The 21,194-nt window shown below is 73.4% G+C and carries 22 protein-coding genes, 1 tRNA gene and 2 pseudogenes; 13 read left to right on the top strand and 12 right to left on the bottom strand.

Translation table 11 applies throughout. From position 1 onward, the window contains the following. The first annotated feature begins 8 nt into the window (after positions 1 to 8). The 5 genes and pseudogenes from ACFFJG_RS17165 to ACFFJG_RS17145 all read left to right on the top strand — a co-directional run. Positions 9 to 2,999: a UPF0182 family membrane protein gene (locus ACFFJG_RS17165; protein ID WP_378519996.1), complete on the top strand. Its 2,991-nt coding sequence runs from the start codon at positions 9 to 11 to the stop codon at positions 2,997 to 2,999. Between the two features lie 71 nt (positions 3,000 to 3,070). After that, positions 3,071 to 3,144: transfer RNA gene (locus ACFFJG_RS17160), tRNA-Met, on the top strand. 161 nt (positions 3,145 to 3,305) lie between these two features. Then, positions 3,306 to 3,506: a hypothetical protein gene (locus tag ACFFJG_RS17155; RefSeq protein WP_378519995.1), complete on the top strand. Its 201-nt coding sequence runs from the start codon at positions 3,306 to 3,308 to the stop codon at positions 3,504 to 3,506. Further along, positions 3,493 to 3,693, top strand: a pseudogene (locus ACFFJG_RS17150) (TetR/AcrR family transcriptional regulator); the annotation flags it as partial. The gene ACFFJG_RS17155 and the pseudogene ACFFJG_RS17150, both read left to right, overlap by 14 nt. Positions 3,694 to 3,746: 53 nt before the next feature. Next, positions 3,747 to 4,085, top strand: a pseudogene (locus tag ACFFJG_RS17145) (TetR-like C-terminal domain-containing protein); the annotation flags it as partial. 19 nt (positions 4,086 to 4,104) lie between these two features. Here the strand turns inward: ACFFJG_RS17145 and ACFFJG_RS17140 are convergent. Further along, complete coding sequence (locus tag ACFFJG_RS17140; protein ID WP_378519994.1) at positions 4,105 to 4,803, bottom strand: FAD-binding oxidoreductase; 699 nt, start codon at positions 4,801 to 4,803, stop codon at positions 4,105 to 4,107. Position 4,804: 1 nt separating this feature from the next. Continuing rightward, positions 4,805 to 5,413 carry a sulfite oxidase-like oxidoreductase gene (locus ACFFJG_RS17135; protein WP_378519993.1) on the bottom strand — a complete coding sequence of 203 codons (609 nt, stop codon included), beginning with the start codon at positions 5,411 to 5,413 and terminating at the stop codon, positions 4,805 to 4,807. 138 nt (positions 5,414 to 5,551) lie between these two features. On the opposite strand from ACFFJG_RS17135, the gene ACFFJG_RS17130 reads away from it, so the two are divergent. Continuing rightward, positions 5,552 to 6,019: a DUF4383 domain-containing protein gene (locus ACFFJG_RS17130; protein ID WP_378519992.1), complete on the top strand. Its 468-nt coding sequence runs from the start codon at positions 5,552 to 5,554 to the stop codon at positions 6,017 to 6,019. Positions 6,020 to 6,021: 2 nt separating this feature from the next. Continuing rightward, on the top strand, positions 6,022 to 6,861 hold the full coding sequence (locus ACFFJG_RS17125) for an MBL fold metallo-hydrolase (RefSeq protein WP_378519991.1): 840 nt from the start codon (positions 6,022 to 6,024) through the stop codon (positions 6,859 to 6,861). On the opposite strand, the gene ACFFJG_RS17120 is transcribed toward ACFFJG_RS17125, so the two are convergent. From ACFFJG_RS17120 to ACFFJG_RS17110, 3 genes are all read right to left on the bottom strand, one after another. Beyond that, the gene (locus ACFFJG_RS17120; protein WP_378519990.1) at positions 6,833 to 7,027 is read right to left on the bottom strand and encodes a hypothetical protein; all 195 of its coding nucleotides are present in this window, start codon (positions 7,025 to 7,027) and stop codon (positions 6,833 to 6,835) included. The two genes, ACFFJG_RS17125 and ACFFJG_RS17120, sit on opposite strands and share 29 nt — an antisense overlap. After that, positions 7,024 to 9,681, bottom strand: coding sequence for an FAD/NAD(P)-binding protein (locus ACFFJG_RS17115; RefSeq protein WP_378519989.1), 2,658 nt, complete (start codon positions 9,679 to 9,681; stop codon positions 7,024 to 7,026). The genes ACFFJG_RS17120 and ACFFJG_RS17115 overlap by 4 nt, the downstream gene beginning before the upstream one ends. Positions 9,682 to 9,763: 82 nt before the next feature. Further along, positions 9,764 to 10,366, bottom strand: a complete 603-nt coding sequence (locus ACFFJG_RS17110; protein ID WP_378519988.1) for a GNAT family N-acetyltransferase — start codon at positions 10,364 to 10,366, stop codon at positions 9,764 to 9,766. A gap of 56 nt (positions 10,367 to 10,422) precedes the next feature. Here ACFFJG_RS17110 and ACFFJG_RS17105 point away from each other — a divergent pair, with 56 nt between their 5' ends. Beyond that, positions 10,423 to 11,133: an aspartate/glutamate racemase family protein gene (locus tag ACFFJG_RS17105; RefSeq protein ID WP_378520352.1), complete on the top strand. Its 711-nt coding sequence runs from the start codon at positions 10,423 to 10,425 to the stop codon at positions 11,131 to 11,133. Here ACFFJG_RS17105 and ACFFJG_RS17100 read toward each other — a convergent pair. Genes ACFFJG_RS17100 through ACFFJG_RS17090 form a run of 3 tightly spaced genes read right to left on the bottom strand, consistent with a single transcriptional unit; the run spans position 11,120 to position 13,736 of the window. Continuing rightward, positions 11,120 to 11,974 carry a phosphotransferase family protein gene (locus ACFFJG_RS17100; RefSeq protein ID WP_378519987.1) on the bottom strand — a complete coding sequence of 285 codons (855 nt, stop codon included), beginning with the start codon at positions 11,972 to 11,974 and terminating at the stop codon, positions 11,120 to 11,122. The two genes, ACFFJG_RS17105 and ACFFJG_RS17100, sit on opposite strands and share 14 nt — an antisense overlap. Before the next feature lie 29 nt (positions 11,975 to 12,003). Next, complete coding sequence (locus ACFFJG_RS17095; protein WP_378519986.1) at positions 12,004 to 13,044, bottom strand: 1-aminocyclopropane-1-carboxylate deaminase; 1,041 nt, start codon at positions 13,042 to 13,044, stop codon at positions 12,004 to 12,006. Beyond that, a complete protein-coding gene (locus ACFFJG_RS17090) occupies positions 13,041 to 13,736 on the bottom strand; it encodes a GntR family transcriptional regulator (protein ID WP_378519985.1) in 696 nt (231 codons plus the stop codon). Before ACFFJG_RS17090 ends, ACFFJG_RS17095 begins: the two co-directional genes overlap by 4 nt. 62 nt (positions 13,737 to 13,798) lie before the next feature. On the opposite strand from ACFFJG_RS17090, the gene ACFFJG_RS17085 reads away from it, so the two are divergent. The 3 genes from ACFFJG_RS17085 to ACFFJG_RS17075 are packed head-to-tail and all read left to right on the top strand — an operon-like array spanning position 13,799 to position 16,450. Then, a complete protein-coding gene (locus tag ACFFJG_RS17085; protein ID WP_378519984.1) occupies positions 13,799 to 14,446 on the top strand; it encodes a hypothetical protein in 648 nt (215 codons plus the stop codon). Positions 14,447 to 14,450: 4 nt separating this feature from the next. After that, positions 14,451 to 15,413 (top strand): cation diffusion facilitator family transporter, encoded by a 963-nt coding sequence (locus ACFFJG_RS17080; protein ID WP_378519983.1) that lies wholly within the window; start codon positions 14,451 to 14,453, stop codon positions 15,411 to 15,413. 14 nt (positions 15,414 to 15,427) lie between these two features. Then, a complete protein-coding gene (locus ACFFJG_RS17075; protein ID WP_378519982.1) occupies positions 15,428 to 16,450 on the top strand; it encodes an LLM class flavin-dependent oxidoreductase in 1,023 nt (340 codons plus the stop codon). Between the two features lie 21 nt (positions 16,451 to 16,471). Here the strand turns inward: ACFFJG_RS17075 and ACFFJG_RS17070 are convergent, their stop codons facing one another. Further along, a complete protein-coding gene (locus ACFFJG_RS17070; protein ID WP_378519981.1) occupies positions 16,472 to 17,458 on the bottom strand; it encodes an LLM class F420-dependent oxidoreductase in 987 nt (328 codons plus the stop codon). A gap of 139 nt (positions 17,459 to 17,597) precedes the next feature. On the opposite strand from ACFFJG_RS17070, the gene ACFFJG_RS17065 reads away from it, so the two are divergent. Then, on the top strand, positions 17,598 to 17,801 hold the full coding sequence (locus ACFFJG_RS17065; protein ID WP_378519980.1) for a hypothetical protein: 204 nt from the start codon (positions 17,598 to 17,600) through the stop codon (positions 17,799 to 17,801). Between the two features lie 34 nt (positions 17,802 to 17,835). Then, the gene (locus ACFFJG_RS17060; protein ID WP_378519979.1) at positions 17,836 to 18,492 is read left to right on the top strand and encodes an SDR family oxidoreductase; all 657 of its coding nucleotides are present in this window, start codon (positions 17,836 to 17,838) and stop codon (positions 18,490 to 18,492) included. A gap of 15 nt (positions 18,493 to 18,507) precedes the next feature. On the opposite strand, the gene ACFFJG_RS17055 is transcribed toward ACFFJG_RS17060, so the two are convergent. From ACFFJG_RS17055 to paaZ, 3 genes are read right to left on the bottom strand one after another with little or no spacing between them, the layout of a single operon-like run. Beyond that, positions 18,508 to 18,720, bottom strand: coding sequence for a PLDc N-terminal domain-containing protein (locus tag ACFFJG_RS17055; RefSeq protein ID WP_378519978.1), 213 nt, complete (start codon positions 18,718 to 18,720; stop codon positions 18,508 to 18,510). 28 nt (positions 18,721 to 18,748) lie between these two features. Continuing rightward, entirely contained in the window at positions 18,749 to 19,048 is a 300-nt protein-coding gene (locus tag ACFFJG_RS17050; protein ID WP_378519977.1) for a hypothetical protein, read from the bottom strand. Between the two features lie 34 nt (positions 19,049 to 19,082). Beyond that, complete coding sequence (gene paaZ, locus ACFFJG_RS17045) at positions 19,083 to 21,149, bottom strand: phenylacetic acid degradation bifunctional protein PaaZ (RefSeq protein WP_378519976.1); 2,067 nt, start codon at positions 21,147 to 21,149, stop codon at positions 19,083 to 19,085. Positions 21,150 to 21,194 lie beyond the last annotated feature (45 nt).

The following is a 21,194-nucleotide window of genomic DNA, read 5'->3' as shown; positions in this document are numbered from 1 at the left end:
GTGCCCGCATGAGCGCTCCCTTCGACAACCCCCGACCCCCGACGCCGCCGCGTCGCCCGACGCCCGGGTCGCGCCGTCCCGGCGCGCTGGTGATCACCGCGATCGTGCTGGTGGTCGGCTTCATGCTGCTGAGCGGCTTCTCCTCGTTCTGGACCGAGCGGCTGTGGTTCCGCTCGACCGGCTACAGCGGTGTGTTCACCACGCTGCTGCTCACCCGCGTGGGGCTGTTCCTCGTCTTCGGCGGCCTGATGGCCGCCACCGTGGGGCTCACCATGGCGCTGGCGTACCGCTTCCGCCCGGTGCTGTGGCCCGGCATGCCGGGCATGCCGGACGACGGGATGGACCGCTACCGCGAGCTGCTCGCGCCGCGGATGGGTCGCGTCGTGGGCGTGGCCGCGGTGCTGATGGGCCTGTTCGCCGGCGCCTCGGCGACGGGGCAGTGGCGCAGCTTCTCGCTGTGGCGCCACAGCCAGTCGTTCGGCACCGACGACCCGTACTTCAACAAGGACGTCGGGTTCTACGTCTTCGACCTGCCGTTCTGGCACTACGTCGTCGACTTCGTGATGGCGCTCGCGGTCGTCGGGCTGATCGCCGCGATCGTGGTCAACTACCTCTTCGGCGGGATCCGGCTGTCCGGACGACCGGGCGACCGGCTGACCAGCGCCGCACAGATCCAGGTCTCGGCGCTGCTCGCGCTGTTCGTGATCGCCAAGGCGGTCGACTACTGGCTCGACCGCTACGACCTGGTCACCAGCTCGGGGTCGATCTTCACCGGCATGGGCTACACCGACGACAAGGCCGTGCTGCCCGCCAAGGAGATCCTGGCCGGCATCGCGATCGTGTGCGCCGTGCTGTTCCTGGCCAACATCGTGCGGCGCACCTGGCTGCTGCCGTCGGTGGGCGTGGCGCTGTTCGCGCTCTCCGCGATCATCCTCGGGCTGGTGGTGCCCTCGGTGGTCCAGGCGCTGCAGGTCAACCCCAACGTGCCGGACCGCGAGGGTCCCTACATCAAGCGCAACATCGACGCCACGCGCGCGGCGTACGGCCTCGACAAGATCCAGGTCCGCGACATCAGCGGCACCGGCGCCGCCGAGGACGGCCGCCTCGAGGCGCCCGACGGGATCACCTCGAGCATCCCGCTCGTCGACCCGCAAATCGTCAGCGAGATCTTCGAGCAGCAGCAGCAGGTGCGGGCCTACTACTCGGTCGCCGACGTCCTCGACGTCGACCGCTACGACATCGACGGCCAGGACCGTGCCGTCGTGCTCGGCGTGCGCGAGCTCGACCAGAGCGGCCTCGCCGAGAACGACCAGAACTGGTCCAACCTCCACACCGCCTACACCCACGGCAACGGCGTGATCGCCGCCTTCGCCAACCAGCGTCCCGAGGACGACTCCGCGCAGCTGTCCAGCGTGCAGTGGGCCGAGGGCCAGGAGCCCGACGAGGACGCGCTGTCGCGCGTGGCCGGGCCCGACGGCTACGAGACGCGGGTCTACTTCGGCGAGCAGAGCCCGGAGTACAGCATCGTCGGGCTCGACCCGGAGACCAAGCAGGCCCGCGAGTTCGACCTGCCGCGCGGCGAGCGCACCGACGACGACGTCGCCACCACCTACACCGGCAAGGCCGGTGTGCCGATCGGCGGGCTGTTCCACCAGCTGCTCTACGCGGTGAAGTACAGCGAGCCGAACCTCCTGCTGTCGAGCCGCGTGCACGACAACTCCAAGATCCTCTACGACCGCAACCCGCGCCGCATGGTGGAGAAGGTCGCGCCGTGGCTCACGGTCGACTCCGACCCCTACCCGGCGGTCATCGACGGCCGCATCCAGTGGATCCTCGACGGCTACACGGTCACCGACAAGTATCCCCTCTCGCAGAAGGAGTCGCTCGAGACCATGACGGCCGACTCCCTGCAGAACGACAACGGCTTCCAGACCCTGCCGACCGACGAGATCAACTACATGCGCAACTCGGTCAAGGCCACGGTCGACGCCTACGACGGCACGGTGAACCTCTACGAGTGGGACTCCGCCGACCCGATCCTCAAGGCCTGGGAGGACGTGTTCCCGGGGGTGGTGAGCCCCAACGAGGACATCCCGGACGCGCTGCGCGCCCACCTGCGCTACCCCGAGGACCTCTTCAAGGCCCAGCGCTACCAGTTCCAGCGCTACCACGAGACGTCGCCGACCGCGTGGTTCGAGGGCTCCAGCCGCTGGGAGGTCCCCAGCGACCCGCAGAGCACCACCACGAGCGACCGTCGCCAGCCGCCGTACCGGCTCTTCACCGACACCGGCTCGGGCGAGACGTGGTCGCTGACCTCGGTCTACGTCCCGCGCGACAAGGAGAACAACCTCGCGGCCTACATGGCCGTCAACAGCGACGCGACGAGCGAGGACTACGGCACGATCTCGGTGCTGCAGCTGCCGAACGAGCCGTCGGGCGGACCGCTGCAGATCGCCAACACGTTCTCGACCAACACCGAGATCAGCGACGCGCTGCTGCCCTACACGACCGGCGACGCCCAGACCGTGCCGGGCAACCTGCTGACGCTGCCGATCGGCGACGAGTTCATGTACGTCCAGCCGATGTACACCCGTCGGTCGGGCACGTCGAACTTCCCGATCCTGCGCTTCGTGCTGGTCTCCTACGAGAACCGGGTGGGCATCGACTCGACGCTGGTCGGGGCCATCGAGAACGCCCTCACCAGCAACCCGGTCGACGACAACGGGCAGCCGGTCGACCCGTCGGAGTCGCCGAGCCCGTCGCCGTCGGAGAGCCCGAGCGAGTCGCCGACCGCCTCGCCGAGCGAGTCGCCGAGCGAGAGCCCGACCACGGCGCCCACCGGCGGCACGCAGGCGCAGATCCGCCAGCTGCTCCAGCAGGCCGAGGCGAAGTTCAACCAGGCCGACGCCGCCCAGCGCGCCGGCGACACGGTCAAGTGGGCCCGGCTGATGGAGGAGGGCCGCGCGCTCATCGAGCAGGCCGTGCGCCTGGCCGGCTGACCGCGTGCCGACCCCGCACCCACCCCCGATTTGGGTGCGGGGGACCTGCCCTGTAGTGTTCTTCTCACCGACGCGGGGTGGAGCAGCTCGGTAGCTCGCTGGGCTCATAACCCAGAGGTCGCAGGTTCAAATCCTGCCCCCGCTACACAGAAGACGAAGGCCCGGACCACATGGTCCGGGCCTTCGTCGTCGTGCAGCGACGAGGTCCTGCCCGGCCGTGGTCGCGAACTTCGATACGCACCCCGTATCGATACGGTCTCCGTATCGGAACGTGACGCGAGCCGACCCGTCGCTCGCAGGGGAGGGGTGGACACGGTGCCCGGCTGGGAGATCGTGCTGTTCGTCGTCGCCGCGCTGGCGGTCCTCGCGGCCTTCACCCTCGCGTCCTTCGTCACCTGTGCCCTCGTCGTGGCGGCGCTCCACGCCACCGACCACCTGGCCGACCAGGACGACGACGAGGTCCTCGACGAGCCGGCGCAGGACGGGAGGTCGCATGTGTCCTGCTGACGGGCAGGCCGGCCCCTCCCGTCCCGGACGCCCGCGCGCCGCGTCGGTCGACCAGCGCCTGCACGACGCGGTGCTGGAGCTGCTGCGCGAGGGCGGTCCGGGCGCAGTGACCGTCGACGGCGTCACGGCTCGCTCGGGGGTGGCGAAGACGACGATCTACCGCCGTCACCCGAACCGCGCCGCGCTGCTGACGGCCGTGCTCGGGCAGGCGATCAGTGCGCCCGAGGTCCCCGCGAGGGCAGTGTGCGCGACCGGATCCGCTTCGCGCTCGAGCAGGCCTGGCGCCAGATGGGCGACGTCCTGGGGCCCGGCGGGCTCGCCGCGCTGGTCGCCGGCAACGACCCCGAGTTCACCGACCTGTTCCGTGGCGCCCTGCGCCCGCCGGTCGACATGCTGGTGAGCCGGATGCGGGAGGACGTCGACGCGGGCCTGCTGCGTCCCGGTCTCGACGCCGACGGCGTCGTCAGCCTGATGGTCGGCGCGTACCTCGGTGAGCTGGTGCGGCACGGGGTGGTCGGCCCCGACTGGCTCGACCGCACCATCGAGATGCTGTGGGCGCTGATGGCTCCCTCCCCGTGACGGCGGGCGGGCGCCGTCGTCAGGCGGTCGGGCCGAAGCGCTCCACCCGGATGGCCGCGGCGTCGACGCCGGCGTCGAGGAGCAGCTCCTCGGCGTAGGAGGCGAACCTCGCGGAGCCGCACGCGAAGGCGACCCCGACCCCGTCGAGCAGGGGAGCCAGCTCGTCGCGGGTGAAGGCGCCGGGCGGGCGGCCGTCGGCCTCCGTGCGGGTCCAGGCGAACCTCGCGCCGTACCTCTCGAGCTCGCGCGCGTAGGGCAGCTCGTCCGGGCCGCGTCCGACCGCGGCGACGCGCAGGAGTTCGCTGCGACCGAGGCGGCGGGCCGTGCGGGCCATCGCCACCGCCGGCACGACGCCGGTGCCGCCGACCAGGCACAGCGCCGGGGTCGTGGTGTCCCAGACGAACCACCGCCCGATGGGTCCGCGCAGCTCGAGCACGTCGCCCACCTCGGCGACGCCGGCCAGGAACTCCGAGACCTCGCCGTCGGGCTGCCGCTCGACGAGGAACTCCAGCAGGGGGTCGTCGCTGTCGGAGGCGAGGGAGTACGAGCGCTGGGCCGTGTAGCCGTCCGGGGCTCGCAGCCGGATCAGGTAGTGCTGGCCCGGCAGGTGCCGCGGGCGGTCGTCGACGTGCATGCGCAGCCGGACCGTCGTCGGGGTCGGGTGGTCCAGCTCGATCACGCGCCCGTCGGCCCAGGCGGAGAGCGGTGCGGGCGCCACGTCAGTCGCCCTGGTAGCGCTGCTCGCGCCACGGGTCGCCGCGGTCGTGGTAGCCGTTCTGCTCCCAGAACCCGGCCCGGTCCTCGGCCAGCAGCTCGAGCCGCGAGACCCACTTCGCGGACTTCCAGAAGTAGAGGTGCGGCACCAACAGCCGGACCGGCCCGCCGTGCTGCCGGGGGAGCGGCTTGCCGTCGACGCTCCACACGATCCACGCCTTGCCCCCCGTGAGGTCGTCGAGCGGCAGGTTGGTCGTGTAGCCGGTGACGGAGTGCGCCAGCACGAAGGCCGCCTCGGACGTCGGGCGGGCGACGTCGAGGAGGTCGTCGACGCTGATCCCGGTGAACGTCATGTCGAACTTCGACCACGTCGTCACGCAGTGGATGTCGCCGAAGTACGTCGAGCCCGGGAAGGCGTGCAGCTCCGACCACGTCCAGGTGTGGGGCGCCTCGACCAGGCCGTCGACGGTGAGCCGCCAGTCCTCGGCCGCCTGCTGCGGGGTCGCCTCGGCGGTGAGCACCGGCCACGAGGAGCCGGTGTCGTACTGGCCCGGGGGGAGCCGGTCCCGGTCGGGCTCGGGGCGGCGCCGCTGGAATCCACGTGTGACGGGCATCGGGTCCTCCTGGGACGGGGTCGGCCGCTCCAGCGTAGTCAGCCCCTCCTCCGGGGTGGGCGGGCGTGTGCCGGTCGGGGCGTCGGGTACGGCAGGTCGTCGCGCGCGCCGACCGATCCGGCGTCGAGAGGAGCACTGATGAGCGAGCACACCCGCACCCGTGTCCGTACCGAGAGGACGGGGTCGCCCGTGCAGGGTGCGTCGGCCGTGGTCGGCGTCGCGTTCCTGCTGGTGGGCGTCCTGGGCTTCGTCCCCGGGATCACCACCCACTACGGCAGCCTCGCTGCCGCGGGGCACGAGTCCCACGCCGAGCTCCTCGGCCTCTTCCAGGTCTCGGTCCTGCACAACGTGGTCCACCTGCTGTTCGCCGCTGCCGGTCTCGCGCTGGCCCGGTCGGCGTCGACCGCGCGTGCCTTCCTGGTCGGCGGAGGCGCGGTCTACCTCGTGCTGTGGGTCTACGGGCTGGTCGTCGACCACGACTCGCAGGCCAACTTCGTCCCGCTCAACAGCGCGGACAACTGGCTGCACCTGCTGCTCGGCCTCGGCATGGTCGGCCTCGGGCTGGCGCTGGGCCGCCATCCTCGCCACGACGCCGTCGGCCACTGAGCGTGCGTAGGCAGACGAGGGCAGGGCCGGAGGGTCCGGGGCCCGACGGCGACTCGCTCTACTTCGTCGGCACCGCGACGACGATCCTCCGGCTGGGGCCCTTCACCGTCCTCACCGACCCCAACTTCCTGCACCGCGGCCAGCGCGCCTACCTCGGCTGGGGGCTGTCCTCACCGCGGCTCACCGACCCGGCGATGGGTCCCGCCGACCTGCCCGCCCTCGACGTGGTGCTCCTCTCGCACCTGCACGGCGACCACTTCGACCGGGTGGCGCGCCGTCACCTGGACCGCACGCCCCCGGTGGTGACGACGCCCCACGCCGCGCGCCGCCTCGGACGCTGGGGCTTCGGCACCAAGGCCCTGGACACGTGGGAGGACCACGTCGTGACGCGCGGCCTCCACACGCTCCGGATCACCTCTGTCCCCGCCGTCCACGCCCGCGGCGTGATGGGCCGGCTGCTGCCGCCGGTGATGGGGAGCATCGTCGACCACCTGGTCGCGGGGGAGCTGCGGCGGCGCGTGTACGTCAGCGGCGACACGCTCGACGGCGACCACGTCGACGAGGTGCGCGAGCGCTTCCCGGACATCGACGCCGCCGTGGTGCACCTCGGGGGGACCCGGGTCCTCCTGCACACCGTCACCATGGACGGTGCCGCAGGCGTCCGCTTCGTCGAGCGCTTCCAGCCGTCGGTCGTGGTGCCGGTCCACCACGACGACTACCGGGTCTTCCGCTCCCCGCTGCGCGACTTCGTCGAACGGGCGTGGGGGCGCGACCTCGTCGCGGAGCTGAGGTGCCCGGAGCGCGGGGAGGTCGTCAGCCTCGCGCCGCCGGTCGAGGACTGACCTCGTCGGTGCTCGGGGGGACGGGCGCGGGCGCGGGCTCGCGCAGCAGCCACCAGGCCGTGGCGAAGGCTGCCGCGGCGAGCAGCGCGTCGGCGTAGAGGTCGGCGAGGGCGAGCACGACCAGCGTGCCGGCCGCGACCGACACCAGCACGTCCCGGGGCGTCATCGGACCGACGTCCCGGAGCCGGTGACGACCGCGCGGCGGCGGGCGTCGAGGGCCGAGGAGCGGCGCGAGAGCCTGCGGTCGAGCAGGTCGGCCGCCTCCGTCGTGCGCCCGGCCATGGCCAGGGCGTGGACGAGGGTGTCCTCGACGACCTCGCGCTGCGCCTTGCTCCCTCCGAGCGGCTCCATGGTGGACACGACGCCCGCGAGCGTGGCGCACGCGGCGTTCCACCGTTCCTCCACCACCGAGACCAGCCCGTCGCACAGGGGCGCGACCACGTCCCGGAACACGGCGTCCTCGCTGCCGACGGCCGTGGCGCGCAGCGTGCGGAGCGCCGCGGCGTCGCCGTCGGCGGCGAGCAGCACCGCGCCGTGGAGGGCCGCGAACGGCGTGGGCGGAGCGGTCAGCCACTCGCGCGGCGCCGCGGCGCGGACCTCGCGGACCGGCAGCTGCTCGGTCCACGAGCCGGTGACCCGGCCGCGCCAGAGGAGGGACCCGCTGTCGACGACGACCCGGCTGCCGCCGACCACGCTCGGGGCGAGCTCACGGTCGTAGCGGCGGCGGACCGCCTCGACGTCGTCCTGCATCAGCTCGTGCAGCGCGGCGTGCCAGGAGAAGTGGGAGCGGTGGTTGGCCTCGGGGCCGCGGGTGCGGATCCAGTCGTCGAGCCAGGCCAGGCCGGCGGAGTGCTCGCCGGTCTCGTAGAAGACGTGCGCGCGGGCGTGCACGGCGTGGCCGGAGGCGGGCTCGACGGACAGGGCGTAGGACGCGAGGTCCTCGGCCTCGCTCCAGCGCTCCTGGTCCTGGCGGACGAACGCCAGCTGCCCGGCGTACCACCAGTCGTCGCCGTAGGAGCGGCCCAGCGACTCGACCAGCTCGGCGGTCTGCGAGCCGCTCGTGAGGCCGCCGAACGCCACGGTGGGCACGGCCACGCTGACCGCGAGGGCGTCGCGCGGGAACAGGCGCACGTGGCGCAGCAGCGCGGCCGCACCGGTCGCCTCGTCGGAGCGCAGCCGCGTGGTCACCGCGTCGAGGAAGCTGCACTCGCGGTCGTCGAGGTGCCGGCCGGCCGCGGCGCCGTGGGCGGCGCGCAGCGAGGCCCGCCAGTGGGTGTTGGCGCCCCACTCGTGGCCCAGCAGCGCGAGCGCGGCGTGGGCCTGCACGAAGTCGGGGTCGGCGGAGACGGCCGCGGTCAGGCCCTCCTCCACGCCGTCCTGAAGGCGCAGCAGCCGGCCGAGGGCGGCGTTGTAGCGCCTGGCGGCACGCCGGTTGGTCGACAGCGTCAGGCCGTAGGGGTCGGTGGGACGACGGCGGGCCTCGCCGTGCATCGACCGGGTCACCACGCGCGCCACGTCGTAGGCCTGCTCGCGGATCTCCGGCATCGCCGTCGACTCCCAGAGGTTGCCGCGGCGCAGCGCGCCGACGGCCAGGAACGGGCGGGTCTCGGGGAGGGTGCCCACGATGCGGCCGTCGTCGGCGGTGTCGATGCCGAGGCCGGCCGGGCCGGGACGGACCAGGCCGCTGCGGGCCAGGCGGGTCAGCAGGGGGTCGGAGGCGATGGTGCCGACCGGGCCGGTGCAGTTGACCACGGCGGCGACGGCGAGCTCGGTGCCGTCGTCGAGCCTGACGTGGAGCGCGTCGGCCTCGGGACGCACCGCCGCGATCGTGCCGCGGTGGCGGGCCAGGCGGCCCGCGGACGCGACGGCCTCGAGGCGCTCGTGGGTGATCGGCGCCATCCGGTGGCGGTGGACGTCCCAGGTGCGGGCGTCCTCGGCGAGGAACCGGCGCTTGTCGGCCTCGGAGAGCCCGCGCCACAGCTGGGCGGTGACCGGACGGAGGCCGTCGATGGCCGGCCGCCAGTCGCCGGTGGTCTCCTGCGTCGAGGCGACGTGGGTCTCGAGGGTGGTGCGCAGGGCGTCGAGGCCCTGGAGGCGGGTGATGCCGGGCGGCGGGGCCACCGGCGGCGTGGTGGGCAGGACGTGGCGCTGCGGCACGACGTCGTTGCGCGAGACGACGTGGACGGTGCGACCCGGTCGGTCCGCGCTGATCGCGAGGTCGACCATGGTCAGGCCCGAGCCGAGCATGAGCACGTCGCCGTCCTCGGGGATCGGCTGGGTCCACGGGTCGGCGACCAGTCGCGGGTCGTCGGCGAGTCCGGGGGGCGCCCAGTGGGTGCCGGGGCGGCTGCCGGTCGCCAGGACCACGGCGCGGGCCTCGAGCCGCTCGCCGTCGGCGAGCTCCACGGCGAAGCCCGTTCCGGCCGGCGTGATGTCGACGACCTCGGCGCGGCGGCGGACCAGCCGGGCGTTGCCGGGGAACTCCGACGCCGCGGTCAGCAGGCTCTCGACGTAGCGGCCGAACGCCGCGCGGGGGGCGAAGTCGTGCGGCTGGAAGCCGGGGTCGTGGTGGGTGCGCAGCCAGCGCAGGAAGTGCTCCGGGTCGCGCGGGAAGGCGCTCATGCCCGAGGCCGGGACGTTGAGCAGGTGCCGCTCGTCGGTGGTGGAGTACGCCTGGCCGCGGCCTGTCGTGGGTGCGGGGTCGACCAGCTCGACGCGGAAGCGCGAGGACAGCGCGGTGAGCAGGTGGGTCGCGACCAGCGTGCCGCCGGCTCCGGCGCCGACCACCACGACCCGACAGTCGCCCTCGTTGCTCCCCATGTCCCCACCCTCCATTAATGCACTGACTTACTCGACAAAGGTAGCAACTCCGGGGCCCGGACGCGAGTCGGTGCCCGGCGTGTCAGGCGGGCAGGCGCATCACGACCCGTGGGAACCCGGCCGACGTGGCCTCGGTGCGGGCCGCCAGCACGAAACCGGCCTGCTCGAACAGCGTGCGCGTGCCGACGTAGGCCATCGTCAGGTCGACCTTCTCGCCGCGGTTGTCGACGGGGTAGCCCTCGACCGCCGGAGCCCCGCGCGCGAAGGCGTACGCCACAGCGCCGGCGAGCACGGCGTGCGAGATCCCGCGCCCGCGGTGGCCCGGGCGGACCCGGATGCACCACGCCGACCAGACGGGCAGGTCGTCGACGTGGGGGATCTTCGTCGAGCGGGCGAACGGCAGCTCGGCCCGGGGTGCGACCGCGCCCCAGCCGACGACCTCGTCACCGTCGTAGGCGAGCACGCCCGGCTTGGTGCGGCGCCGGGTCAGCTGCTCGACGAGGGCGGCCCGGTCCGGGCCGGCCAGGGCGCGGTTGTCTTTCGCCGGGATGCGGTGGCTCAGGCACCAGCACACGCTCGAGCCCGGGTTCTTCGGCCCGACCATCGTGCGGACGTCGTCGAAGCGCGCATGGGTCGCCGGGTGGACCGTGATCCCGTCGCGCTCGGCCAGCGGTGCGGTGGGCATGGAATCACGGTAGACCCCGTCCCCGACGCTCCTGTTGGATGACGGCCGTGGACGCGATGCGACGGATCGGGCTGCTGGGCGGGATGAGCTGGGAGAGCACCGAGCTCTACCACCGGCTGGTCAACGAGGACGTGCGCGCGAGGCTGGGCGGCTTCCACTCCGCGCGGCTGGTGCTCGCCTCGGTCGACTTCGCGGAGGTCGAGGCGATGCAGGCGGCCGGGGAGTGGGAGCGAGCCGGCGCGCTCCTCGCCGACGAGGCGCGCGGCCTCGAGGCGGCGGGTGCCGCCTGCGTCGTGCTCTGCACCAACACGATGCACAAGGTGGCGGGCGCGATCGAGGCGGCGGTCGACGTCCCGCTGCTGCACATCGGTGACGTGACGGCCCGCGCCGTGCGAGCGGCTGGCATCGAGCGCGTGGCGCTGCTCGGCACCCGGTTCACCATGGAGCAGGACTTCCTGCGCGAGCGCCTCGCCGGCCACGGCCTCGACGTCGTGGTGCCCGACGCGGAGGGCCGCACCGTGGTCCACGACGTGATCTACGGCGAGCTGGTGCACGGCGTCGTGCGCGACGCGTCGCGGGCGGCGTACGTCGAGGTCGTGGACCGCCTCGTCGCCGAGGGCGCCCAGGGCGTGGTGCTGGGCTGCACCGAGATCGAGCTGCTGATCGGCCCCGACGACGTCGACGTCCCGGTCTTCGCCACCACCGCGCTCCACGCCCGGGCCGCGGTCGACTTCGCGCTCGGGACCCAGCCGGTCACCGACGCGTGACCGCGCGGTGCAGCCACGCGTCGAGGCGGGCGTGCTGCGCCGGCTCGCGGAACAGCGGTGGGCGACCGGGCGGCGGGAGGTGGCCGACCGCGTCCATCACCAGCCAGAATGGATCGGCCGGGGCGCCGGCGCGGTGGGCGTAGGCGTCGAGGAACGCCTCGGCGGGGCCGTGGCCGACCAGGACCGCCAGCGTGGAGGCGGCGTGGGCCGCGTCGAGCCACGCCGGTCCGGTCGAGGTCTCGACCCAGTCGACGAGGCCCGAGACCTCGCCGTCTCGCCACAGCAGGTTGCGGTGGCCGAAGTCGCGGTGGAGGAAGGTCGGGGCGTAGGCCGGCGCCGGACCGGCGAGCACCTCGAAGGCGCGCTGCCACGAGGCGGCGTGGCGGGTCCACGGCGGCACCACCCACTTCTCCGGCCACGCCCAGGACTCGAAGGTGCGAAAGGGCGCGGCGGGCGCCTGGGCGTGCACCACGGCGAGCAGGTCGGCCATGGCCCCGACCTGCCGCTGGTCCGGCACCGCCACGGGCGCACCCGGCACCCGCGTGGTCAGGTGGGCGCTCACGCCGGCCACATGGGCGTCGGCGTCGAGGCCGAGGGTGCGCGGGGCGGGCACAGGCGTGTGCTCCAGGAAGAGCAGTGCGTCGCGCTCGCGGGTGGTGAGCGCTGCGCCGTGGGTGCGCCAGGGCGCGTTGGTCATCAGCCGCAGCACCGACCCCGACCCGTCGCCGTGCCGCAGGGCCAGCATCCGCGACGTCAGCCCGCCGGGCAGCCGCTCGTGCGCCACGACCTCGGAGCCGACGAGCGACCCGGACCAGGCGAGGGCAGCCGCGACGTCCAGCACGCCGCGACGCTATCGCCTGCGCCGTCCGGTCAGCCCTGGGCGGGCCACAGGGAGTGGTAGGCGTTGATCGCCGGCTGGCCGCCGAGGTGGGCGTAGAGCACGTGCGAGTCGCGCGGGATGTCGCCGCTGGTGACCAGGTCGACCAGGCCGGCGAGCGACTTCCCCTCGTAGACGGGGTCGGTGATCATCGCCTCGAGCTGCGCGCCCAGCGCCATCGCCTCCATGGTCGACTCGACCGGGATGCCGTAGAGGTCGCCGGCCCAGCCCTCCAGGACCGTCACCTCGTCGTCGCGCAGGTCACGGCCCAGCTCGATCAGCTCGGCGGTGTGCCGCGCGATCCGGTCGACCTGGGCGCGGGTCTTGTCCAGGGTCGCGCTGGCGTCGATGCCGAGCACCCGGCGACGTACGCCGGTGAGGTCCTCGAGCGCCGCGAAGCCGGCGATCATGCCGGCGTGCGTGGAGCCGGTGACGGTGCACACGACGATGGTGTCGAACGTGACGCCGAGCGACCTCTCCTGCTCCGCGACCTCGAAGGCCCAGTTGGCGAACCCGAGCCCGCCGAGGCGGTGCTCGCTGGCGCCCGCGGGGATGGCGTAGGGCGTGCCGCCCGACTCCTCGACCTCGCGGATCGCGTCCTTCCACGAGTCGCGGATGCCGATGTCGAAGCCGCTGTCGTCCAGGCGCGAGTCGGCGCCCATCATCCGGCTCAGCAGGATGTTGCCCACCTGGGTGTTGGTGGGGTCGTCCCACGGCACCCACTTCTCCTGCACCAGCTGGCACTTCAGCCCGAGGTGCGCGGCGACGGCGGCGACCTGGCGGGTGTGGTTGGACTGGTAGCCGCCGATCGACACGAGCGTGTCGGCCCCGCTGGCCAGCACGTCGGGGACGATGTACTCGAGCTTGCGGACCTTGTTGCCGCCGTAGGCCAGGCCGCTGCTGACGTCCTCGCGCTTCGCCCACACCTGCGCCCCTCCGCCGCGCGCGGCGAGGTGCGCGGTGAGCCGCTCGAGGCGGTGGACCGGGGACGGCCCGAAGGTGAGCGGGTGGCGGGGGAACTGGTCGAGGATCACGGGGTCTCCTGCTGGTCGGTGTCGGGGTCGGGCTCGGGGTCGGGCGGGATGAGGTCGGCGAGGTTCTGCCAGGTGCGGAAGGAGACCTCCGAGGCAGCGGCGGCGTCACCGCGCTCGCACGCGTCGAGCAGCCGCTGGTGGAGCGCGACGGACTCCGTCGCGGCCTCGGAGGCGAAGCGCAGCCGTTCGAGGCGGCGCACCACCGGGTTGAACTGGTCGAGGACCGCGGCGATGGCACGGTTGCCGCTGGTGGCGACCGGCACCGCGTGGAAGTCGTCGTCCGCGGCCAGGGCGGCGTCGGTGTCGCCGGCCGCGACCGCCGCCGCGAAGCGCTCCTGGGCGTCGCGCATCAGGCCGAGGTCGGCCTCGCTCATCCGGCCGACGGCCTCGGCGACGGCGAGGCGGTGCATCCCCGCGACGACCGCCTGCGCGTCGCGGACCTCGGCGACGTCGATCTCGGCGACCGCGGTCGAGCGGCCCGGTGCCGTCCGGACCAGCCCGGCGGCGGCGAGCCGCAGCAGCGCCTCGCGCACCGGCGTACGGCTGACGCCGAGCCACGCGGCGAGCTCGGCGTCTCGCAGCACCTCGCCGGGGGCGAGGGTGCCGTCGACGATCGCGTCACGCAGCCGGTCGTGGACCGTGTGGCGCAGCAGCGCGGGCCGGACGGGGGAGGGATGGGCTGGCACCGGCATGCAATATATTGCACATCAGTGAGGAGGTGCGGTCAAGAGCCGCCCGGTGGGTACTGCGCAGCGTGCCCGCTCCCTACCGTCGCGCGTTCGAGCTCCTCGCCCGGAGGCGTCGCGCGCCTGCCTTCCATCCCGACGGGGTGCTCTACGAGGGCCGGGCCCAGGTGGAGGGCGCCGGCCCGCTGCCCCGGGGTCCGGTCGACTGCCTCGTCCGGCTGTCGAAGGGCATCGGCACCCCGCGCGGGGTGCCCGACCTGCTCGGTCTCGCCGTGCGGCTGCTGCACGACCCGCCGGTCGACGTGCTGGCCTCGACGGCCCCGGGCGCGTCCGGGTGGCGGCGCTTCGTGCTGCGCCCGGCCCGGCGCTGGGGCGGTGCCACGCTCACCTCGTTGATGCCGTGGGCCCGCGGCGGGCGGCGCATGGTCGCCGTGGTCGAGGTGCCGGAGGGGCTGGACTCGCCCGAGCCCGACGTGCTGCTGGGCCGGCTGCCGGTGACCCTCCGCCTGCGCGTGGTCGACCGCCACGGCGACGTCCAGACCGGCACGGTCGAGGTGCTGCGGCGCTCCTCGCGCGAGCGTCCGGCCTTCGACCCGGTGCTCCACCCGCCCCCGTCGTGGCGGTTGGCTCCCCGGTGGCTCTCGGTCCTGCGCGAGCGGGCGTACGTCGGCAGCCGAAGGGGTCAGGCGGGCGCGCCCTCCGATCAGGCAGGCTGAGCCCATGCTCACCGTCGTCATCGCGCTGGCCGCCAACGTCGCCATCGCCGTCCTCAAGTCGATCGTCGCGGGCCTCACCGGATCGGCGTCCATGGTCGCCGAGGCGGCGCACTCGTGGGCCGACGCCGGCAACGAGGTGTTCCTCCTCATCGCCGAGAAGCGCGCCGAGAAGCCCGCGGACCGCACCCACCCGCTCGGCTTCGGGCGCGAGGCCTACGTGTGGTCGATGATCGCCGCGTTCGGGCTCTTCGCCGTGGGCGCGGCCGTGTCGGTGATCCACGGCGTGCAGTCGCTCGGAGCGGAGGAGGGCGAGAGCGACTACCTGTGGGCCTACGTGGTGCTGGGTGCGGCGTTCGTGCTGGAGGGCATCTCCTTCACCCAGGCCCGCCGCCAGGTCAGGCGCGGTGCGCAGCAGGCCGACGTCAGCCACGCGAAGTTCCTCGAGATCACCTCCAACCCGACGCTGCGCGCGGTCTACTTCGAGGACGCCGCCGCGCTCGTCGGCATCCTGATCGCGGTCGCCGGCCTGGGCCTGCACCAGGCCACCGGCGAGCCGGTCTACGACGCGATCGGCTCGATCCTGGTGGGCATCCTGCTCGGCTTCGTCGCGATCTACCTGCTGCGACGCAACATGGCGTTCCTCGTCGGCCAGATCGCGGACCCGCGTGCCTACGACACCGTGCTGGAGTGGCTGCGTGAGCGGCCCGAGGTCGAGACGGTCAGCACGCTGCACCTCGAGTACGTGGGGCCCGGCAAGGTGTTCCTGGTCGGGTCGGTCGACCTCGTCGGCGACGACCCCGAGAGCGAGGCGGCCGAGGAGCTGCAGCGCCTCGAGGACCACCTGGAGGAGCGCGACGGCATCGCGCGGGCGGTGCTCTCGCTGGCCGCCCCCGGCCGGCCGCCGCGGATCGGCCATCAGGACGGGAGCGAGGACAGGGAGGTGGACGGGAACAACGCAGGTGGTTGAGCGTTGAACCAGTCATGAAGAAGATCGGTTTCCTCAACTTCGGCCACTGGACCGACTCGCCCCACTCGGCGGTGCGCAGTGCCTCCGACACCCTGCTCCAGTCGATCGACCTCGCGGTCGCGGCCGAGGAGCTGGGCGCCGACGGGGCGTACTTCCGGGTGCACCACTTCGCGCGCCAGCTCGCCTCCCCCTTCCCGCTCCTCGCCGCCGTGGGTGCGCGCACCAGCCGGATCGAGATCGGCACCGGCGTGATCGACATGCGCTACGAGAACCCGCTCTACATGGCCGAGGACGCCGGGTCGGCCGACCTCATCTCCGGCGGCCGGCTGCAGCTCGGCATCAGCCGGGGATCACCGGAGCAGGTGATCGACGGCTGGCGCTACTTCGGCTACCAGCCCGCCGACGGCGAGGACCAGGCCGACATGGCCCGCCGCCACACCGAGGTCTTCCTCCAGGTGCTCGAGGGCGAGGGCTTCGCTCAGCCCAACCCGCGCCCGATGTTCCCCAACCCGCCGGGCCTGCTGCGCGTGGAGCCCTGGTCCGAGGGGCTGCGCCAGCGCATCTGGTGGGGTGCGGCGTCCGACGACACCGCCCGCTGGGCCGCCGAGCGCGGCATGCACCTGATGAGCTCGACGCTGAAGAAGGACGAGACCGGCGAGCCGTTCCACGTCCAGCAGCGCAAGCAGATCGAGGTGTTCCGCGAGGCCTGGGAGCAGGCCGGCCACGAGGGCGAGCCCCGGGTCTCGGTGAGCCGCTCGATCATGCCGATCACGACCGACCTCGACCGGGCCTACTTCGGCCACGAGGGCCGGAGCTCCGACCAGTTCGGCCAGATCGAGGCCGACCTGCGCGCCGTCTTCGGCCGGACGTACGCCGCCGAGCCGGACATCCTGGTCAAGGAGCTGGCCGACGACGAGGCGATCGCCGCGGCCGACACGCTGCTGCTGACGGTGCCCAACCAGCTCGGGGTCGACTACAACGCCCACGTGCTGGAGACGGTGCTCACCGACGTCGCGCCCCAGCTCGGCTGGCGCTGAGCCGGACCCAGCAGGGCGGCCTCACGGGGCCGCCGACCGCAGCTTCTCCAGCAGCGGCTCGGCGGCCTCGGCGAGGAACCGGTCCTGCCCCTCGTCGCCGACCTGCACCAGGGCGATGTCGGTGAAGCCCGCCTCCCAGAAGTCGGAGACCGCCTCGACGATCGCGTCGAGGTCGGGGCCGCAGGGGATGGACTCCGCGACGTCCTCGGGCCGCACGAACTGGGTCGCGCCCGAGAAGCCGGCCGGGGTGGGCAGGTCGGCGTTGACCTTCCAGCCCCCCGCGAACCAGCGGAACTGCTCGTGGGCCCGGGCGACGGCCGCGTCACGGTCGCGGTCCCAGCAGATCGGGATCTGCCCGATCGCACGGGCGCCGGCGCCGATGCGGGGCGCGCCCTCGGTGGCGTTCCACGACTCGACGAGCTCCCCGTCGGGCTCGACGGCGACCAGGTGGTCGCCGAGCGGCGCGAAGCGCTCGATGCCGCGGTCGCCGGCGACGGCGAGGGCGATGTCGACGCCCTCCTCGGGCATGTCCCAGATGCGGGCGGAGTCGACCTGGAAGAACTCGCCGCGGTGGTTGACCAGCTCGCCGGTGTGCAGCGCCCGGATCACCTCGATCGCCTCGGCGAGCATGTCCTGGCGCTCGGCGATCGCCGGCCAGCCGGCGCCGACGACGTGCTCGTTGAGGTTCTCGCCGCTGCCCAGGCCGAGGGTGAAGCGACCTTCTGCGAGCAGCTGCAGGGTCGCCGACTGCTGCGCCACGACCGCCGGGTGGTAGCGCAGCGTCGGGCAGGTCACGTAGGTCATCAGGTCGACGCGCGACGTCGCGTGCGCGACGGCGCCGAGCATCGTCCAGGCGTGGGGGGCGTGCCCCTGCTCGGTGAGCCAGGGGGAGAAGTGGTCGCTGGAGACCTCGAAGTCGAAGCCGGCCTCCTCCGCGGCGACGGCGTAGCCGACCAACTCGCGCGGCCCGCTCTGCTCGGTCATCAGGGTGTATCCGAAGCGCGTCATGAAGTTGACGGTAGCCACGCGAGGAGCCGTGCCCACCACCCGCGGAGGTGGTCCCGGCCTTGGTGGTGGCTGCTTGTGTGGTGAGCCCCGGACCACGGGGACCGGCACCAGCAGGCACGCCAGCGACCAGGAGGACCCGATGAGCGACGAGCAGAAGCCCGAGGACCAGGACGGCCAGGAGGGTCAGGTCTCCGCGCTCGCGCAGGACGCGCCCGAGCCGATCAGCTCCGGCGACTCGGTGGCCGGACAGCCCGAGGAGGAGTCGGGCGAGGTCGACGAGGGGGCGCAGGGCCCCAACGCGATCCCCGACGACCCCACGGGCAAGCACCCCCACAAGCCCTGACCTGGCAGGTCCGGCGTGCGGTAGAACTGGCGTCATGGGACGACCGATGATCGTCGTGGTGGGAGCCGGGCCGGGTGTCAGCGGCTCGGTGGCCCGCCGCTTCGCCGACGCGGGGCACGACGTCGCGCTCCTCAGTCACGACCAACAGGTGCTCGACGCCCTGGTCGCCGACCTGGAGCCGCGCGGGGTGGCCGTCGGCCACGCGGTCGCCGACGTGACCGACGAGCAGGCCGCCCGCGATGCCGTACGCCGGTTCGGCGAGCACACCGGTCGCATCGACGTGCTCCACTTCAACCCGAGCGCCTACCGCGAGAAGGATCCGCTCTCGCTCACCGTGCCCGAGCTCCTCGAGGACGTCGCGCTCGGTGTCGGCGCGCTGCTCACGGTCGTCCAGGCCGCCCGGCCGTTCATGTCGGCCGGGTCGCGGATCAGCGTGACCGGCAGCATGGCGGCCGACGAGCCCTGGGAGGGGGCGGCGTCGCTCGGCGTGCAGAAGGCCGGCGTCCGCAACCTCGTGCACAGCCTCGACAAGGCGCTCGCGCCCGACGGGATCCGCGCCGTGTCGGTGACGGTGCGCGGCACCCTCGCCCGCGAGGGCGCCTTCACGCCCGACCGGGTGGCCGAGGCGGTCTGGGCGGCCGTCACCCGCGGCGAGGCTGCGTGGACCAGCGAGGTCCCCTACGCCGGGTGAGGTGCCCGGCGGCCCTCAGCGGCGTCCGACCAGCAGGTACGCAATCGGGCCGAAGGGCTGCACCGACAGCAGCGGACCCCACAGCACCTTCGGCCCGCGCACGGCCGCGGCCGGCCGCTGCCTGAGGTCCTTGGCGCACCAGGTGGTGAGCGCGACCTCGGCGATGCCGGTCGCGACGACGATCTTCTTCTGGGTGGGCGTCATGTCGGCCCAGGTCTTCTTCGCCATGCCCGCACCGTAGCGGGGGAGCCGAGGGTCAGGCTCCGCGGACGCCGTTGAGGAGCAGCCAGGAGACGACGACGCCGACGAACGCCGCGAGCAGGCCCCACCACACGCCGGTCAGGGCCCGACGGCCGGTGCTCGCGCCCGCACCTGCGAGCGCCGGCAGGGCGACGGCGAGCGCGGCACCGGCCACCGCCATCGCCAGCAGCTGGGCCGGGACGATCCAGTTCTCGGTGCCCTGCCCGTCGAGCAGCGCGGCGGCGGCGGGCAGGCTGAGCACGCCGAGGACGAGCAGGGCGAGGGCGCCGACGGTGCGCTGGGCTGCGGGGCTCACGGCGTCACGGTAGCGCCGCCGGGCGCACCCCGGCTCAGTCCTGCTGGTCGTCGTGCTGGTCGTCTTGCTGGTCGTCCTGCTTGGCGACCAGCGTCAGCACGTCGTAGGTCGCGACCGGCTCGTCGTCGCCGTTGGTGACCAGCGCGTCCCAGCGCACCTCGCCGTAGTCGGCCGAGGAGCGCGGGGTGACCTGCTTGACCGTCAGGGTGACGCGGATCGAGTCGCCCGCCTTGACGGGGGTCAGGAACCGCAGGTTGTCGACGCCGAAGTTGGCGAGCACCGGGCCCGGGGCGGGGTCGACGAAGAGGCCGGCCGCCATCGAGACGATGAGGTAGCCGTGGGCCACGATCCCCCCGAAGAGCGGGTTGCGCGCCGCCGCCTCGGGGTCGGTGTGGGCGTAGAAGGTGTCGCCGGTGAACTCGGCGAAGTGGTCGATGTCCTCGAGCGTGATCACCCGCGGCTCGGTGGCGACGGTGTCGCCCACCTTGAGCGTGGCGAGCGAGTGGCGGAACGGGTGCTCGGGGGTGACGGTGCGCTGCGAGCCGCGGGTCCAGCGGCCCGTGACGGCGGTGAGCATGTCGGGGGAGCCCTGGATCGCCGAGCGCTGCATGTGGTGCAGCACCCCGCGCACGCCGCCCAGCTCCTCGCCGCCGCCAGCGCGGCCGGGGCCGCCGTGCACGAGCATGGGGAGCGGGGAGCCGTGGCCGGTGGACTCGGGGGCCGCGTCGCGGTCGAGGACCAGGATGCGGCCGTGCCACGGCGCCAGGCCGAGCACGAGGTGCCGCGCGACCGACGGGTCGTGGGTGACGACCGAACCGACGAGCGAGCCCTTGCCCCGCGCCGCGAGGGTCACCGCCTCGTCGAGGGTGTCGTAGGACATCACGGTCGAGACCGGGCCGAACGGCTCGACGTCGTGCGGCTCGACCGCGCCCGCGCGGGCCCGCAGCAGCACCGGCGCCATGAACGCGCCGCGCTCACCGTCGCCGAGGAAGCCGCTCGTGGAGGCGGGGTCGCCGAGCACGAGCTCGGCCGAGCTGCGCAGCGCCTCGACGGCCTTGCGCACCTCCTCGCGCTGGCCGAGGGAGGCGAGGGGCCCCATCCGGACGGACTCGTCGCCGGGGTCGCCGACCGTGATCGTCTCGAGCTTCGCGCGGATCGCCTCGGTCATGTCGTCGGCCACCGCGGCCGGGACGATGACGCGACGGATCGCGGTGCACTTCTGGCCCGCCTTGGCGGTCATCTCGGTGACGACGCCCTTGACGAAGAGGTACCACTCGGGGTCGCCGGGGGCCACGTCGGGACCCAGGACGGAGCAGTTGAGCGAGTCGGCCTCGACCTGGAGCGTCACGCCGCCGTGGAGGACCGAGGGGTGCTGGCGCAGGATCCCGGCGGTGTGGGCCGAGCCGGTGAACGCGACCGAGTCCTGGACACCGAGGTGGTCGAGCAGGTCGCCCGCCGAGCCGGACAGCAGCTGCAGCGAGCCCTCGGGCAGGATGCCGGACTCGATGATCCGCCGCACGACGAGCTCGGTGAGGTAGGCCGTCTGGCTGGCCGGCTTGACGATCGAGGGCAGTCCCGCGACGAACGCCGGGGCGAGCTTCTCGAGCATGCCCCAGACGGGGAAGTTGAAGGCGTTGACCTGGACCGCGACGCCGGGGCGCGAGGTGTAGACGTGCTGACCCATGAACACGCCCGTGCGGCCGAGCTGCTCGAGGTCGCCGTCGCACACCACGACGTCGTTCGGCAGCTCGCGACGGCTCTTCGAGGAGTAGCTGAACATCGTGCCGAAGCCGCCGTCGATGTCGATGAGCGAGTCGCGCCGCGTGGCACCGGTGCGGAGCGAGACCTCGTAGAGCTCGTCCTTGAGGCCGGTCAGGTGGGCGGCGAGCTCCTTGAGCAGCAGCGCCCGCTCGTGGAAGGTCAGCGACCGGATGGCCGGGCCGCCGACGGTGCGGGCGTGGTGGGTCATCGCCGCGATGTCGAGCCCGGCGCTGGAGATGCGGGCGACCTCCTCGCCCGTCGCCGCGTCGAGGAGCGGGTCGCCCTCGGCGGAGGAGGACCACCAGCGGCCAGCGGCATAGCTCTCGAGCAGACGGGTCACAAGATCCTCCGTTGTTGCGTGCCGGGGTGACTGGTGACACACTAA

This window comes from Nocardioides zeicaulis (genome assembly GCF_042432345.1).
In the GTDB taxonomy this organism is placed as follows: domain Bacteria; phylum Actinomycetota; class Actinomycetes; order Propionibacteriales; family Nocardioidaceae; genus Nocardioides; species Nocardioides zeicaulis.
The sequence above is the reverse complement of the archived record's forward strand: the minus strand, read 5'-3'. Positions and strand labels throughout refer to the sequence as shown.